The organism is Sphingomonas kyeonggiensis, from assembly GCF_030812785.1.
Classification (GTDB): domain Bacteria; phylum Pseudomonadota; class Alphaproteobacteria; order Sphingomonadales; family Sphingomonadaceae; genus Sphingomonas; species Sphingomonas kyeonggiensis_B.
In genome coordinates, this window is record NZ_JAUSTJ010000001.1 from 1,114,219 (window position 1) to 1,129,471 (window position 15,253).

Here is a 15,253-nt window from a genome sequence, read left to right on the forward strand (position 1 = left end):
AGTGGACCCCGGCACAAGGCCGGGGTGACGGTTGGTAGGGCGGGGCGCTTTACCCCCGTCGATAATCCGGCACGGTCCCGCTCTCGCGCCAATAGCGTTCCAGTCCGATCTCCTGTGCCAGCTTCGCGAAGCGTGGATCCGCGCGCATTGCCGCCGTCGAGGGCAGGAACAGCATGTGCGTCCGCCGGGCGTTGCGCCGGGTATAGGTGCCTTGCTCGGTCGAGAAGCGCAGCTCGCCCGGATCGAAGCCGCGCGCGAAATAATAAGCGTCGGCCACCGCGAAGGCCTTGTCGACCTGGCCCAGCGCCGAGAGGAACTGCATGCCGTTCTCGGCAAAGCCCGCACCGCGACGCGCGCCTTCGAGCGATGCCGCCACGGCGGCGTCGATGTCGCGCGGCGCGCGGCTGAGCATGGCGCGGGCGACGATCAGCACCTGCTCGAAATTCCATTCGGGAATGCCGGTCGGGCGTGCCCCGCGATTCTCGCCGAGCGCGATCGCCTCGCGCACCCGGCCGGTGTACATCAGCAGGTAGAAGCGCGTGAACCACACGGCGAAATGGGTGGAGAACAGCGCGACCGCGTCGTCCATCGCCTTGTCGGCCTCGTCGAGCCTGCCCGCGGCCCACAGGGTCTGGACATGGGTATAGGCGAGCCCGGGGTTGGGCGGAACGCGCTTCCAGATCCCGTCGATCAGGCTTGCGGCTTCGGTGCAGCGGCCGACATTGATCATCAACCCGGCCAGCGAGCTGACCAGCATGTCGTTGCCGGGATGGCTGCTCAGGCTGGTGCGCAGCCCGCGCTCGGCGGCAAGCCAGTTGCCCAGTACCGGCCTGCCCAGCCCGTCCGCGGCGCGGGCATAGGCGTTGGCCGGGTCGAGCGCCAGCGCCCGGCGGCGCGCCTCGGCGGCACGGGCGCGCATGTCCGCTTCATATTGCTGGGGCCGGCCAACCGCCGCCGCCGAATAGGAAAGCGCGAGCAATCCCCAGCCATCGGCATAGTCGGGGCGCAGGGTCACCACCCGGCGGAGCAGCCCGATCGCCTGGTTGCCGCCTTCGACCGTACCCTGTGTCATCGCCATCTGTGCCTGGATCATCAGCGGCGCGATATCGGCAGGCGGCTTCTGCTCGCCCGCGGGCCCGGAGACCGCGCCGAAATGGCGCCAGGCGAGCAGCCCGCCGCCGACGCTCACTGCGGCCAGCCCCGATCCGGCCAGCATCGCGCGGCGATCGAGCCGCAGGCGATGCGCCTCGGCGCGGGCCTGGGCCAGCGGGCTGTCCGGCGCGGGGGCGGGCGTGCCGGTCTGGCCCTCGCGCAGCAGGCGATAGCCGACCTTGGTGATCGTCTCGATCCGGAAGGCGCCCTGGCCGATCCCCTCGGCCGCGCGGCGCAGGCGCGAGATGACGCGGTTGATCGCATCCTCGCCGACCACCCGGCCTTCCCAGCAGCTGCGGGTCAGGTCGTCGCGGCTGACGATCGCACCGTCCGCCCGGGCGAGCGCGACGAGCACCTGCATCACCCGCGGCTCGAGCACTTCCTCGCTGCCGTCGTCGCGGGCGAGCTGGCGCAGCGCCGGACGCACTTCGAGCGCGCCCAGCCGGAACGGCGCTTGATGCGCAAGATCGATGCGGCCCTCCACGCCTCTCCCATCCCCGGAAATCGCGCCCCGCGCCACCCTATCGGCGAATCATCGGCATTTCATCAGCTCTTCATCGGCTCCTCATCCTCCCGGTCGGGCGGCGTCCTGGCGATGCTGGAAGGGTCACAGGAAAGGAGTGCCCCATGTACAAGTGCATCATCGCCTTCGCCGCCGCCGGCCTGATCGCCACCCCGGCGCTGGCTGCACCCGAGTTCGAACACAGCGTGGTCGTCCGCCATGGCGATCTCGACCTGAAGAGCGCGGCCGGGCGTGCCGTGCTCGACCGCCGGATCGCCGCGGCGACCGAGCGGGTGTGCGGCTCCTATGCCGGCGCCGATGTGACCGAGGACCAGGAGATAAAGCGCTGCCGCGCGGTGGTGGCCCGCGACGTTGGGCGGCAGTTGCGCGTGCAGCTCGCGCGGCGCTGAGCTCCCTTACGGCCGGGCGCGGCGCGCATTGCGTGCCCGGCCGCTTTTTCAGCGCAGATACGAGAGCGCCTCGATCAGCCGCGTCACGTCACGGCTGTCCTGGTAGAGGCCGAAGCCGATGCGCAGCACATCGCCGCGGACATCGGTGATCACGTCCTCCGCCTCCAGCTCGGCCTTCCAGCGCTGGGCGTGAGGGGAGCGCAGCGCGAGGAAGCGCGCGGGGCTGCCCGGGTTGAGCAGCTCGGCTTCGATCGGCAGGCCGGCGAGCAGCTGCGCGCGCAGGCTGTCGACATGCGCCGCGATCGCCGCGGTAGTCAGGCCTTCCTGGCGCAGCATGTCGCGCACCGCGACGAAGCGGTAGATGCCCGAAGGATCGAAGGTCGCGCCGAGGAAGCGGCGTGCGTCGGGGGCGTAGCCGATGCTGCCCGGCGGCAGCGCCAGATCCTCGAACTCGGCATACCAGCCGGTGATCTCGGGACGGGCGCCGAAGCCGGGCGGGGCGTGGAGGAACGCGCAGCCTTCGCCGGCCATGGCGTATTTGTAGCCGCCCGCGAGGTAGAAGACGCGGTCCGCCACTGCCGACAGATCGACGTCCATCGCCATGAAGGCGTGATAGCCGTCGACCACCACCCAGGGACCTTCAGGCTTTGCGAGCGCGGCAAGCTCGGCGATGCTGTCGAACACATGGCCGGTGCCGAACTGGACCTGGCTGACGAAGATCAGGTCGTGCTCGCCCGACTTGGCGCGCTCGACGATCCGCTCCAGCGGCACGCGTTCCACGGTGGCGCTGCCCGCCTCTTCCCAGCGCATCGACTGGCGGCGGAAGCTGTGGAACTCGCCGTCGCTGGCGAGGATGCGCAGCGGGCGCTTCGGCAGGGCCGAGGCGATGCGGAGCAGCAACTCGTGCGTGTTGGGTGCGAAGACGATCGTGTCGGGATCGGGCAGCTTGAGCTCGGCGGCGACATGCGCCTGGGCGGCGGGCCAGATCTCGCCCATCACCCGCTCCCATTTCCGGTCGGCGAGGCGCACCCCGTCCTCCCAGGCGGCGATCTGGCCGACATAGGAGGCGTCGGGCCAGAGATGGTGCGAATGCGCCGCGAAGTGCAGCCGGTCGGGCGCCGCCGCCAGCGCGCGCTGGAACAGGTGCTTGTAGCTCACAGCTGCGTCCTGAGCGTCCACAGCTCGGGGAAGGCGCGCTTCGACAGGGTCGAGGCGAGATAGGGCACGCCCGGCGTGCCACCGGTGCCGGGCTTCATCCCGATCACCCGGCTGACGGTGAGGACATGCTTGTGCCGCCAGGTTGCCAGCGCATCGTCGATGTCGACCAGCTTCTCGGCGAGCTGGTACAGCTCCCAATAGCGATCGGTGTCGCGATAGACCTGCGCCCAGGCGTCCTCGACCGCCTGGCTCGGCGCATAGGGCTGGGCCCAGTCACGGTTCAGCATTTCGGGGGGCAGGTCGAAGCCGGCGCGGGCGAGCGCGGCATTGGCTTCGTCCCACAGGCTGGGGATCGCCGAGAATTCGGTGGTGAGCGGCCCCGGCACGCCGCCGCCGCGCACGCCCAGCAGCGTCTCCACCGCGCGGAACTGGTCCGACTGGAAGCCCGAGCTGGAACCGAGCACGTCGCGGAAGCGGGTATAGTCGCTCGGCGTCATCGTGGTCAGCACTTCCCAGCTCAGCGTCATCACCGCCTGGATGCGGCTGACCCGGGCCAGCGATTTGTACGCCTCCACCGGCTTGTCGGCGCGGACCAGATCGAGCGCGAGGCGGATCTCGGCGATCGCCTGCTTGAGCCACAGCTCCTTGGTCTGGTGGATGATGATGAACAGCAGCTCGTCATGCCGGTCCGACAGCGGATGCTGGGCAGCGAGAAGCTCTTCGAGCGCGAGATAGCGCCCATAGGTCATGGCATCGGTCATGCCCCGTCCCTACGCCATCTCGCCGCCCGGATGAAAGCGGTAACGATTGAAACTATCCCACCCCATCCGTCATCCCGCTCCAATCCGTCATCCCGGCGAAAGCCGGGATCTCAGGCGATGGCGCGGGGAAGGAGCCGCACGAGATCCCGCCCCGGATCAGGTCCGGGGCGGGATGACGATTAGTCCCTGAGCAGCTCGTTGATCCCGGTCTTGCTCCGGGTCTGCGCGTCCACCGTCTTGACGATGACGGCGCAATAGAGGCCCGGCTTGCCGGCCTCGCCCGGGATCGTGCCCGGCACGACCACCGAATAGGGCGGCACAGCCCCACGATGCACTTCGCCGGTGGCGCGGTCGATGATCTTGGTCGAGGCGCCGAGATAGACGCCCATCGAGAGCACCGCGCCCTCGCCGACGCGCACGCCCTCGGCCACCTCGGCGCGCGCGCCGATGAACGCGCCGTCGCCGATGATCACCGGATCGGCCTGGAGCGGCTCGAGCACGCCGCCGATGCCCACACCGCCCGACAGGTGGACGTTCTTGCCGATCTGCGCGCAGCTGCCGACGGTTGCCCAGGTGTCGACCATCGTGCCCTCCCCGACATAGGCGCCGATATTGACGAAGCTCGGCATCAGCACCGCGCCCTTGGCGACGTGCGCGCCGTGGCGGACGACCGATCCCGGGACCGCGCGGAAGCCGGCCTGGCGGAAGGCGTCCTCACCCCAATTGGCGAATTTCGACGGCACCTTGTCGAACCAGTTGGCACCGCCCGGGCCCTGGACCACGACATTGTCGTTGAGGCGGAACGAGAGAAGCACTGCCTTCTTCAGCCACTGGTTGACCTGCCAGCCGCCCTCGACGGGCTCGGCGACGCGCGCTTCGCCGCGGTCGAGCAGGTTGAGCGCCTCGGCCACGGCCTCGCGGACTGCACCTTCAGTGGAGAAGCCGAGATTGGCGCGGTCTTCCCAGGCGGCGTCGATGGTCGTCTGCAGGTCGGTCATTCGGAAGTCTCCAGGATACTGTGGAGCCAGGCTCCGAGGTCGGTGACGGTATAGTCGATGAAGCTGCGGTCGGCGTCGCCCGGCACTTGTTCGGAGCCGTTGTCGATCCACACCGTGGTCATGCCGATCGCCTTGGCCGGCGCAAGGTTGCGCGCCATGTCCTCGACGAACAGCGAAGCATGCGGATCGAGATCATAGGCGTCGCACAGGCCCTGATAGGCCTGGGGATCGGGCTTGGGGCGATACTGGGTCGCGTGGACGTCGTGGATCGCTTCGAAACTGGCGCCCAGGCCGAGCCTGTCGAGCACCTTGCTGGCATAGGGCGCATCGCCATTGGTGAAGACCAGCTTGCGGCCGGGCAGCTTCGCCAGCGCCTCGACCAGCGCTTCGTTCACTTCGAGCACGCTCATGTCGACGTCATGGACATCGGCCAGATAATGGTGCGGGTCGGTGCCGTGCTCGGCCATCAGCCCCGCGAGCGTGGTGCCATGCGCGTGGAAATAGCCCTTCTGCACCTTGTGCGCGGCGACGGGATCGAGGCCGAGCAGGTTCTGCACATATTGGCCGATGCGCGCATCGATCATCGCGAACAGGTTCGCGCTCACCGGGTAGAGCGTATTGTCCAGATCGAAGATCCAGTTGCGGACGTGCGACAGGGCAGGGTTCATGGCGGCGCGGTTAGGCCGGGGCGGCGCGGCTATCAAGCAACTGTTTCTTCGCTTGGGCACACACGACCAAAACTTTATGGCAGAGCGGGCGGCGCCTCCCCATCTGCCGCTCCATGACAGCCTATTCCCTGCTCGACCTCGTCCCCATCATCCAGGGCGGGACCGCTTCCCAGGCCCTCGCCAACGCCGCCGATCTGGCGAAGCATGTCGAGGGGCTCGGCTATACCCGCTATTGGGTCGCCGAGCATCACGGGATGGACGGGATTGCCAGCGCGGCCACCGCGGTGGTGATCGCGCATGTCGGCCAGGCGACCTCGACGATCCGGGTGGGCTCGGGCGGGATCATGCTGCCCAACCACTCGCCGCTCCAGGTCGCCGAACAGTTCGGCACGCTCGACGCGCTGTTCCCGGGCCGCGTCGACCTCGGCCTCGGCCGCGCGCCGGGATCGGACCAGCGCGTCTCCGCCGCGATCCGCCGCGGGCTCGACAGCGACGGCAACGAGTTCCCCCGCGACGTGCAGGAGCTGCAGAGCTATTTCGCCGACGACGGCCGCACCGGCATCCGCGCCACGCCGGGCGCCGGCGCCAAGGTCGATATCTGGATCCTCGGCTCCAGCCTGTTCGGCGCGCAGCTCGCGGCGATGCTGGGGCTGCCCTATGCCTTCGCCTCGCATTTCGCGCCGGGGCTGCTCGACGAGGCGATCGACATGTATCGCCGCAACTTCCGTCCGTCGGAGGCGCTGGACAAGCCGCACCTGATGCTCGGCTTCAACGTATTCGCCGCAGACACCGACGAGGAAGCCGAGCTGCTAGCCAGCTCGCAGCAACAGGCATTCGTCGCGATCCGCACCACCGGCAAGGGCATCCAGCTGCCGCCGCCGGTGCCCGGCTATCGCGCCAGCCTGGGCGGGCATGGCAATGCGATGCTCGATCAGGTGCTGTCGGCCAGCGCGATCGGCGGGCCGGCGAAGGTCCGCGAGCAGCTCGCAGCTTTCATCCAGCGCACCGGCGCCGACGAGCTGATGCTGACCAGCGCGATGTTCGATCACGAGGCGCGCAGGAAAAGCCTCACGCTGGCGGCGGAGGCGATGCGGGGTTTGTGATTCGGTAGGTCTCTCAGGCCCTGGTGTCGATCACCCAGCCGGTCGCCGAGCTGCCATTGCTGCTGGTCCCCGAATTGCTGCCATAGGTGATGGCGCCCGATGCCGCGGCGTTGCGCAGCTTGTCGAGAAACGCCGCCATCGCGTCTAGCTGGCGCGTTGCTGCTTCGCTGATCGGCCTGGTCGGCGAAGCGCTGGTCTGCGCCTCGGCCTTGCTCGGGGTCTCGCCGCCAATGCGCTGCGCGAAGAAGCTCCGCAGCTCGTTCGCCTGCTCGTCGCTCAGGGCGCCGCTTTCGGTCTGATTGTCGATCAGCTTGTCGAGCTTGGCCTGCATGTCCTCGGGTTCGCCGGGATCGGCGGACAGCGCAGTGTCGCCTGCATCCGGCTCCGCCTGCTGCGCGGCAGCAGCGCGCGCGTCCAATTCCACCGGCACGAGCCCCGCATCGATCGGTGCGCGCTCGGGATGCTGCGGGATCGCGGAAATGGAAGTCATGTCGATGCCTTTGTCGCTGCAATCCCAAGCAGCATTTTAGCACGGCTCTGCTAAAATATTGTAAAGGATGCGCAATCATTCGGCCGCGCGGTTTGGGCGGCGCTGGCCCCAGAACCAGCGCCGCCACGCGACCCGACGGATAAAAGAGGGCAATCCGCGAGCTCGCCGACGCTGATGCGTCCGGCACGTCACGGCAGAATTTCAGTTTGTTGCAGCTATGTCAGTTCGCGGCAGGCAGGCGCAGGCGGACGAGCAGCCCGCCCAGATCCTCGCTCTCCTCGAGGCTGACGGTGCCGTCATAGATCTCCGCCACGTCGCGGACGATGGCGAGGCCCAGGCCGGTGCCCGGCTTGCCGCTGTCGAGGCGGACGCCTCGGTCGAAGATGCGGATACGGTCCGCCTCGGGGATTCCGCGGCCATCGTCCTCCACGAGGATCTCGACGAAGCCCGAATCGACCCGGGCGGTGATGAACACGCTGCCCCCGCCGTACTTCGCGGCGTTCTCGACCAGGTTGCCGAGCAAATCGTCCAGATCCTGCCGCTCGATATGCGCGACCAGGTCCTTCTGCCCGTCGATGTCGATGCGGACATTGGGATAGAGCCGGGCGACGGCGCGCTCGACCGCCTCGATCGACGGCCAGACCTGGGCGCGGCTGTGCGCCGAGCCGCGCCGGCCGACCGCACGGGCGCGGGCGAGGTGGTGGTCGATCTGGCGGCGCATCGTCCGCGCCTCGCGGATCACCGCCTGGGCAAGGTCGGGCTGGCCCGCGGCGGCGGCGTTCATGATCACGCTCAGCGGGGTCTTGAGCGCATGGGCGAGGTTGCCGGCGTGGCGCCGTGCCTCCTCGGCCTGGCGGTCGTTATGCTCGACCAGCGCGTTGAGCTCCTCGACCATCGGCGCCACTTCGGCCGGCATCGCGCCTTCCACCCGGGTCGACTGGCCGGCGCGCAGCCGTGCGATCTCCTGGCGCACCCGGCGCAGCGGCAGCAGCCCGTACCAGGTCTGCAGCGCGACCATGATGATCAGCCCGAGCCCGAGCAGCACGAAGCTGCGCACCAAGGTACGGCGCAGCGTCGCGATCTGGCTGTCGAGCGTCGCGCGGCTCTGCGCCACCTGGAAACGCCAGCGCACCGTCGATCCCGGCAGCGTCGCGTCGCGCTCGGCGATGCGCAACAGCTGGCCGGGCAGCTGGCGGCTGTCATAGACATGGACGTTGGTGTCGTTGTGCTGCTGGTCGTCCTTCAGCCGCTGATCCCAGAGCGAGCGTGACGGAAACGCCTCGTGCCCCTTGCCGCTGATCTGCCAATAGGCACCCGAATTATATTCGAGGAAGCGCTGGTCGGCGAGCTCGCGGTTGAGCATCACCTCGCCATTCTGGTCGAGCTCGGCGGAGAAGATCATCGCCTTGAGCAGATAGTCGAGCTGCTCGTCGAAATTCTTGGTGACGGTGCTGACCAGCACCCGGTCGAGCGCCACGCCGCCGCCGACCAGCAGGATCATGATCCAGGCGGTGGCGACGAGCAGCATGCGCCGGCTCACCGATCCGGTCGAGCGGGTATAGTGGCGCGGCTGCGGCTCGCCGGGCGCCACCGGCTCCGGCTCGCTCAGCGAACGGCCGAACAGGCGATGGCGCAGCTCGCCTAGTTTCCGGGCGAGCGTGGCCATCGAATCAGGCGTCGGCCGGCTCTTCCAGGCTGTAGCCCAGGCCGCGGATGGTGGTGATCACGTCTGCGCCCAGCTTCTTGCGGATGCGCGTGACGAAGACTTCGATCGTGTTCGAATCGCGATCGAAATCCTGGTCGTAGATATGCTCGATCAGCTCGGTGCGGCTGACCACCTTGCCCTTGTGGTGGAGCAGGTAGGAGAGGAGCTTGTACTCCTGCGCGGTCAGCTTCACCGGCTCGCCGGCCTTGGTGACCTTGCCCGAGCGGGTGTCGAGGCGGATGTCGCCGGCGATCAGCTCGGCCGAGGCGTTGCCCGAGGCGCGGCGGATCAGCGCGCGCAGGCGGGCGATCAGCTCCTCGGTCTGGAACGGCTTGGCGACATAGTCGTCGGCACCGGCATCGAGGCCCGCCACCTTGTCCGACCAGCTGTCGCGCGCGGTGAGCACCAGCACCGGGGTGGTCTTGCCTTCCTTGCGCCAGCGGTCGAGCACGGTCAGCCCGTCGATCTCGGGCAGGCCGAGGTCGAGGATGATCGCGTCATATTGCTCGTTGGAGCCGAGATAGAGGCCTTCCTCGCCATCGGTGGCGAGGTCCACCGCATAGCCAGCGCCTTCGAGCGCGTTGCGGAGCTGCTGCCCCAGAGTCGGCTCATCCTCGACGATCAGAAGTCGCATGTGTTTCCCTTCGCCAGGCCCTAGCTGCCCGATTTGCGGACGATGTTGCCGCTGCGGGCATCCACGTCCACCCAGATCACCGATCCATTGCGCAGGAACTTCAGCGTGTAAACTTCCGACGCGGGATCATAGTCGAAACCGAGATATTGGGCGCCGGGCAGGCGCGGCACGACGCGGCGCTCGATCTCGCGGACCGAGAGCGGCGGCGCGGCCTGGCGCCGGGGCGCACGAGCGTCCGAATCCTGCTGCCAGGCGGGCTGCGCAGCGGCAGTCCCGGCGGGCGCGAACGCCGCCACACAGGCGCAAAGAAGGGGCGTCACCAACATCTTCATGCGAGATGGCATAGGGTCCGGGCATTGAATAGCCCCTGAACGCAGCCGTAAGCCGCGTGTAACCTTGCCGGGCGCCGCTGCCCCCCCTAGTTGGAGCCAATTCGACGGCACCGGCCCGCTCCCCCACCCGGCCACCCATATGATACTGCCGTTGGGTGGCCGGGTGGGGGAGCGGGCCGGTGCCGCAACCGATCAAAGGTCCCATGGCTGCACCCGTTCTTGCTTTCGAAAATCTCGGTCTCGTCCAGGGCCATGGCTGGCTGTTCCGCGGGCTCAACCTCTATATCGGCGAGCGCGACCGGTTGGCGCTGATCGGCCGCAATGGCGCGGGCAAGACCACCTTGCTCAAGCTGATCGCCGGCACGATCGAGGGGGACGAGGGCCGACGCACCATCGTGCCGGGCACCCATGTCGTGCTGCTCGAGCAGGAGCCGCGGATGGAAGGCTGCGCGACCCTGCTCGACTATGTGCTCTCCGGAAACGACGCGCCGCCGCAGCACGAGGCGGAAGCGATCGCCGATCAGCTCGGCATCGACCTGAGCCGCGAGGCGAAGACCGCATCGGGCGGCGAACGCCGCCGCGCCGCGATCGCCCGCGCGCTCGCGCAGAACCCGGACGTGCTGCTGCTCGACGAGCCGACCAACCATCTCGACCTCGCCGCGATCGAATGGCTGGAAGACTGGCTCAGCCGCTTCACCGGCGCCTTCATCGTGATCAGCCACGACCGTACCTTCCTCACCCGCCTGACCCGCTCGACCCTGTGGCTCGACCGCGGCGCGATCCGCCGTGCCGAAGTCGGTTTCGGCGGGTTCGAGGCCTGGACCGACCAGGTCTATGCCGAGGAGGAGCGCAACGCCCAGCGGCTCGACGCCAAGCTCAAGATCGAGGAGCATTGGCTCCAGCGCGGCGTCACCGGCCGGCGCCGGCGCAACCAGGGGCGGCTCGAAAAGCTCAAGGAGATGCGCGCCACCCGCGCCGCGATGATGGGGCCGCAGGGCGCCGCCAAGCTGGTCACCGCTGCCGACGACAGCAACACCAAGGTGGTGATCGACGTGAAGCACGTCACCAAGCGCTTCGGTGACCGCACGATCATCAAGGACCTGACCTTCCGCGTCACCAAGGGCGACCGGATCGGCATCGTCGGCGCCAATGGCGCGGGCAAGTCGACGCTGCTCAAGCTGCTCACCGGCGAGATCCAGCCCGACGAAGGCACGGTCAAGCTGTCGAACACGCTCAACGGCGTGATCATCGACCAGCAGCGCAGCCTGATGGACCCGGCCAAGACGGTGCGCGACGTGCTCGCCGATGGCGGCGACTGGATCGACGTGCTCGGCGTGCGCAAGCATGTCCATGGCTATCTCAAGGAGTTCCTGTTCGATCCGAGCATCGCGGAAGCCAAGATCGGCACGCTCTCGGGCGGCGAGCGCTCGCGCCTGCTGCTCGCCCGCGAGTTCGCCCGGCATTCGAACCTGCTGGTGCTCGACGAGCCGACCAACGATCTCGACCTCGAGACGCTCGACCTGCTCCAGGAAGTGATCGCTGACTATGAAGGCACGGTGCTGATCGTCAGCCACGACCGCGACTTCCTCGATCGCACCGTGACGGTGACGCTGGGCCTCGACGGCTCGGGTACGGTCGATGTCGTGGTCGGCGGCTATGCCGATTGGGAAGCCAAGCGCCGGCCCAAGGCGGATGCGAAGAAGGCTGCGCCCAAGGCTGTTGCTGCCGCCGAGGCGCCAAAGAAGGCGACCAAGCTCAGCTACAAGGACCAGCGCGACTACGACCTGCTGCCCAAGCGGATCGAGGAGATCGAGGCGCAGATCGCGAAGGACGAGGCGGCGATGGCCGATCCGGACCTCTATGCGAAGAACCCGGGCAAGTTCGCGACGCTGAGCGACGGCATCTCGAGGCTGCGCGACGAGAAGGACGCCGCCGAGATGCGCTGGCTGGAGCTGGCGGAGATGGTCGAGGCGCTGGGCTGAGGCCTGACGGCTCGGCCAATTACGTCATCCCGCCCCACAGCCGTCATCCCGGCGAAAGCCGGGATCTCGTGCGGCTCCGTCCCCGCGCCTTCGCCTGAGATCCCGGCTTTCGCCGGGATGACGGTTAGGCCTCCAGCGCCACCGTCACCTTCGTCCCCTCCGTCCCGGTCTCGACGTTCGCCTTGCCGCGGGCCTGGCGGACGAAGCCGTCGACCAGCTTCTGGCCCAGCCCGCCGTCCTTGCGGGCCCTGGGCGTCTCGGGCATGCCGACGCCGTCGTCGCGCACCACCAGCCGCCAGCCCGGCGATGCCGCCTCGAAGCGCACTTCGATCCGCCCGCCATGGCGCCCGGCAAAGGCGTGCTTGGCGGCGTTGGTGACCAGCTCGTTGACGATCAGCCCGATCGAGACGGCGCGGTCGCGCGGGATCGCGCCATGGTCGCAGAAACAGTCGAGCGTGATCGCTCCGCGCAGGAACAGGGCCTCGGCCAGCGCCGCGCACAGCTCCTCCAGATAGGTCGCCATGTCGACCTCGCCGCGCGTGGCCGCTCCGCCGCGATAGAGGTGGCGATGCGCGCGGGCGATGCTCTCGACCCGGTTGAGTGCGGAGGACAGCGCCTCCGCCGTCTCGCCTTCCTTTGCCCGGCGGCGCTGCATGTCGAGCAGGGCGGCGACCAGGGTGAAGTTGTTCTTCACCCGGTGGTCGAACTCCTCGAGGAACAGGTCGCGCTCGGCCAGCTCGCGGTCGCGCTCCGCGGTCGCCCGGCGCACCGCGCGGCGGAACAGCTCGGCGATCACCAGCACCGCGGCATAGTTGATCGTGGCGAGCACCAGCCGGCCGGTATCGTCCGGGGTCTTGAGCAGGAAGCTGTGCTGCACCGGCAGCACGAAATACCAGCTGTAGAGCAGGGTCAGCGTGCCGGTGAGCAGCCCCGCCTGCCACCTGCCGAACAGGGTGGCGATCAGCACGGCGGGGAAGCCCAGTGCGAAGGGGCCGGCGGCGGGCGAAATCCCGTCGATCACCGCGCGCAGCCCGATGGCCAGGCCGGTGATCAGCAGGCCGAAGCCCAGCTGCACGAGCAACGCGCCGCGCCCGCCAGGTGCCAGCCGGTCCGCAAGATCGGTTTCGCCTATTCGCCCCATGGAATGGAGTGAGCTATGACCTTGGCTTCCATGTCAAGCATCCGGGCCGGTCTTTTAACATCGATCAACCCGATTTGACGATTTCGCCCGGATATTGACGCCATATCAACCACATATCCGGTGTTTGCGACCGTCAGGGCCGGCGCGAGACCCGGTTGCCGGTGCCGGTGACGCTCAGCTTGGGCCGCGCCGCGCCGGGTGCGCTCCAGCGGATCTCGTTGTCGGCGCCCTCGACCCGGATCGCCGACTGGGCGGCGAGGTCGATGGTGATCCGGTTGCTCGCCCCGGCCACGCTGAGGTTCTTGCACGGGCCATGGATGGTCAGCGTGTTGTCAGCCCCTTCGACATGGACGCTGCCGCCGTCGCAATGGATATCGGAAGTCTCGCCGGCGCCGCTGAACTCGGTCTGGGCCTGGGCGGGAATCGCCCAGCCCGCCGCGATCGGGGCGAGGATCATCAGGGTGAGCTTCCGGACGTCGCGCATCGGCATTCCTTCATGGTTACGCAGTCGCAAGCAGACGCGCCGAAGGAAGCGAGGTTCCGCAGCCGGTCAGAGATTTCGCCCGGACCGTCCCGCCAGGTCGACGACATATTGCCAGGCGACGCGGCCCGAGCGGCTGCCGCGCCGCGTCGCCCAGCCGATCGCATCGACCGGATCGAAGCTCAGGCCATGCGCCTCGGCATAGCCGCGGACGATGTCGACATAGGTGTCCTGGTCGACGACATGGAAGCCCAGGCTCAGCCCGAACCGGTCGGCTAGCGCCAGCCCGTCGTCCGCCGAATCGCGCGGATTGATCGCGCTGGCCTGCTCGGCGATGTCGCGGGTGACGAGATGGCGGCGGTTCGAGGTGACGAGCAGCCGGGCATTGTTCGGCCGCGCCTCGGCCCCGCCCTGGAGCAGCGAGCGCAGCGCCCGGGCGTCGCCTACCCCGTCGAAGCCGAGATCGTCGAGGAAGATGGCGAAGGGCCGGTCGGTGGTGCCGAGCAGGCCGAACAGCTCGGGCAGGGTGGCGAGCTCGGTGGTCACTGCCTCGACCAGCGCAAGGCGACCGCCCTGCGCCTGGACGGCGGCCACCGCGCTCTTCACCAGCGCCGACTTGCCGGTGCCGCGCGCGCCCCACAGCAGCACGTCCTGCGCGGCATGGCCCTGGGAGAGGCGGGTGAGGTTGGCGACCAGCGCGTCGCGCTGGGCATCGACACCGCGCAGGATCTCGATCGGCAGCGGATCGAACGCCCGCGCCGGCGCCAGCCCGTGCCCGCGCCATACATAGGCCGGATGCGCCTCCAGGTCGGCGGGCGGGGGCGGCGGCGGGGCGAGCCGGTCGAGCGCATCGGCGATGCGGGCGAGGATCTCTTCGTTCATGGGGGTGGCTATAGCGAGGCGCTATCGCCGGCTCACCCCCAGTTTCGCTATCAGCGCCCTTGGGTGCCGCTTGTCAGGCGTTGAGCCCGCCATCGACGGTGACCACCGATCCGGTGACGAAGCGTGCCGCCGGGCTGGCGAGGAAGGCGACGACTGCCGCCACGTCCTCGGGCTTGCCGTAATGGCCGAGCGCGGTGTGGGCGCGCAGCGTGTCGGCGAAATCGCCATCGGCGGGGTTCATGTCGGTGTCGATCGGGCCGGGCTGGACCAGGTTGGCGGTGACTCCGGCCGGCCCCACGTCGCGGGCCAGGCCGCGGTTGAAGGCGAGCAGCGCCGACTTGGTCATCGAATAGAGCGTCGAACCGGCAAAGGGCACGCGCTCGGCCAGGCACGAACCGATGGTGATGATGCGGCCGCCTTCCTTGAGATGCGGGATCGCCGCGCCCGAGGCGATCACCGCCGAGCGGACATTGACGTTCAGCAGCGCGTCGATCTCCTCGAGGTTGAGGTCGGCGACCTGGCTGTAGCGGGCGATGCCGGCATTGTTGACGAGGATGTCGAGCCCGCCCAGCGCCTCGACGGCTTGTGCCACCGAGCGCTTAACCGCCTCGGGATCGGCGCTGTCGGCCTGGATGGCGATAGCGCGGCGGCCCTTGGCCTCGATCGCGCGGACCAGCTCGGCGGCGCGCTCGGCGGAGCGCTCATAGGTGATGGCGATATCGGCGCCCTTGTCCGCCAGCGCCAGCGCGATGCCGGCCCCGATGCCGCGCGAAGCACCCGTCACCAGTGCGCGTTTGCCCAGAAGCTCGCTCATGATCCTTGTCCCATATTTGTATAGTGATCGATACACAAAT

The 15,253-nt window shown here is 68.6% G+C and carries 16 protein-coding genes; 3 read left to right on the plus strand and 13 right to left on the minus strand.

Going from position 1 to position 15,253, the window contains the following annotated elements; translation table 11 throughout:
* Nucleotides 1-49 precede the first annotated feature (49 nt).
* A complete protein-coding gene (locus J2W22_RS05535) occupies nt 50-1,636 on the minus strand; it encodes a winged helix-turn-helix domain-containing protein (protein WP_307117253.1) in 1,587 nt (528 codons plus the stop codon).
* A gap of 143 nt (nt 1,637-1,779) precedes the next feature.
* Here J2W22_RS05535 and J2W22_RS05540 point away from each other — a divergent pair, with 143 nt between their 5' ends.
* Nucleotides 1,780-2,064: a UrcA family protein gene (locus tag J2W22_RS05540; protein WP_307117254.1), complete on the plus strand. Its 285-nt coding sequence runs from the start codon at nt 1,780-1,782 to the stop codon at nt 2,062-2,064.
* 48 nt (nt 2,065-2,112) lie between these two features.
* Here J2W22_RS05540 and J2W22_RS05545 read toward each other — a convergent pair whose 3' ends face one another.
* The 4 genes from J2W22_RS05545 to J2W22_RS05560 all read right to left on the minus strand — a co-directional run bounded on the left by J2W22_RS05545 (nt 2,113) and on the right by J2W22_RS05560 (nt 5,649).
* The gene (locus tag J2W22_RS05545; protein ID WP_307117255.1) at nt 2,113-3,222 is read right to left on the minus strand and encodes an aminotransferase class V-fold PLP-dependent enzyme; all 1,110 of its coding nucleotides are present in this window, start codon (nt 3,220-3,222) and stop codon (nt 2,113-2,115) included.
* Nucleotides 3,219-3,983: a tryptophan 2,3-dioxygenase gene (locus tag J2W22_RS05550; protein ID WP_307117256.1), complete on the minus strand. Its 765-nt coding sequence runs from the start codon at nt 3,981-3,983 to the stop codon at nt 3,219-3,221. The genes J2W22_RS05545 and J2W22_RS05550 overlap by 4 nt, the downstream gene beginning before the upstream one ends.
* A gap of 179 nt (nt 3,984-4,162) precedes the next feature.
* A complete protein-coding gene (dapD, locus tag J2W22_RS05555) occupies nt 4,163-4,981 on the minus strand; it encodes a 2,3,4,5-tetrahydropyridine-2,6-dicarboxylate N-succinyltransferase (RefSeq protein WP_307117257.1) in 819 nt (272 codons plus the stop codon).
* Nucleotides 4,978-5,649 carry a pyrimidine 5'-nucleotidase gene (locus tag J2W22_RS05560; RefSeq protein WP_307117258.1) on the minus strand — a complete coding sequence of 224 codons (672 nt, stop codon included), beginning with the start codon at nt 5,647-5,649 and terminating at the stop codon, nt 4,978-4,980. The genes dapD and J2W22_RS05560 overlap by 4 nt, the downstream gene beginning before the upstream one ends.
* 113 nt (nt 5,650-5,762) lie before the next feature.
* Here J2W22_RS05560 and J2W22_RS05565 point away from each other — a divergent pair, with 113 nt between their 5' ends.
* Nucleotides 5,763-6,752, plus strand: a complete 990-nt coding sequence (locus tag J2W22_RS05565; RefSeq protein ID WP_307117259.1) for an LLM class flavin-dependent oxidoreductase — start codon at nt 5,763-5,765, stop codon at nt 6,750-6,752.
* 13 nt (nt 6,753-6,765) lie between these two features.
* Here the strand turns inward: J2W22_RS05565 and J2W22_RS05570 are convergent, their stop codons facing one another.
* The 4 genes from J2W22_RS05570 to J2W22_RS05585 form a co-directional block, all read right to left on the minus strand.
* Entirely contained in the window at nt 6,766-7,242 is a 477-nt protein-coding gene (locus J2W22_RS05570) for a hypothetical protein (protein ID WP_307117260.1), read from the minus strand.
* Nucleotides 7,243-7,462: 220 nt separating this feature from the next.
* Nucleotides 7,463-8,833: a sensor histidine kinase gene (locus J2W22_RS05575; protein ID WP_373422961.1), complete on the minus strand. Its 1,371-nt coding sequence runs from the start codon at nt 8,831-8,833 to the stop codon at nt 7,463-7,465.
* A 79-nt stretch (nt 8,834-8,912) separates the two neighbouring features.
* Complete coding sequence (locus J2W22_RS05580) at nt 8,913-9,581, minus strand: response regulator transcription factor (RefSeq protein WP_183999584.1); 669 nt, start codon at nt 9,579-9,581, stop codon at nt 8,913-8,915.
* Between the two features lie 20 nt (nt 9,582-9,601).
* A complete protein-coding gene (locus tag J2W22_RS05585) occupies nt 9,602-9,907 on the minus strand; it encodes a hypothetical protein (protein WP_307117997.1) in 306 nt (101 codons plus the stop codon).
* 209 nt (nt 9,908-10,116) lie between these two features.
* On the opposite strand from J2W22_RS05585, the gene J2W22_RS05590 reads away from it, so the two are divergent.
* Nucleotides 10,117-11,895 carry an ABC-F family ATP-binding cassette domain-containing protein gene (locus tag J2W22_RS05590; protein ID WP_307117261.1) on the plus strand — a complete coding sequence of 593 codons (1,779 nt, stop codon included), beginning with the start codon at nt 10,117-10,119 and terminating at the stop codon, nt 11,893-11,895.
* A 124-nt stretch (nt 11,896-12,019) separates the two neighbouring features.
* Here the strand turns inward: J2W22_RS05590 and J2W22_RS05595 are convergent, their stop codons facing one another.
* From J2W22_RS05595 to J2W22_RS05610, 4 genes are all read right to left on the minus strand, one after another.
* Entirely contained in the window at nt 12,020-13,036 is a 1,017-nt protein-coding gene (locus tag J2W22_RS05595; RefSeq protein WP_307117262.1) for a sensor histidine kinase, read from the minus strand.
* 133 nt (nt 13,037-13,169) lie between these two features.
* Nucleotides 13,170-13,520: a DUF3060 domain-containing protein gene (locus J2W22_RS05600; protein ID WP_307117263.1), complete on the minus strand. Its 351-nt coding sequence runs from the start codon at nt 13,518-13,520 to the stop codon at nt 13,170-13,172.
* 66 nt (nt 13,521-13,586) lie between these two features.
* On the minus strand, nt 13,587-14,399 hold the full coding sequence (locus J2W22_RS05605) for an ATP-binding protein (RefSeq protein ID WP_307117264.1): 813 nt from the start codon (nt 14,397-14,399) through the stop codon (nt 13,587-13,589).
* Nucleotides 14,400-14,472: 73 nt separating this feature from the next.
* Nucleotides 14,473-15,213, minus strand: a complete 741-nt coding sequence (locus J2W22_RS05610; RefSeq protein WP_307117265.1) for an SDR family NAD(P)-dependent oxidoreductase — start codon at nt 15,211-15,213, stop codon at nt 14,473-14,475.
* Nucleotides 15,214-15,253 lie beyond the last annotated feature (40 nt).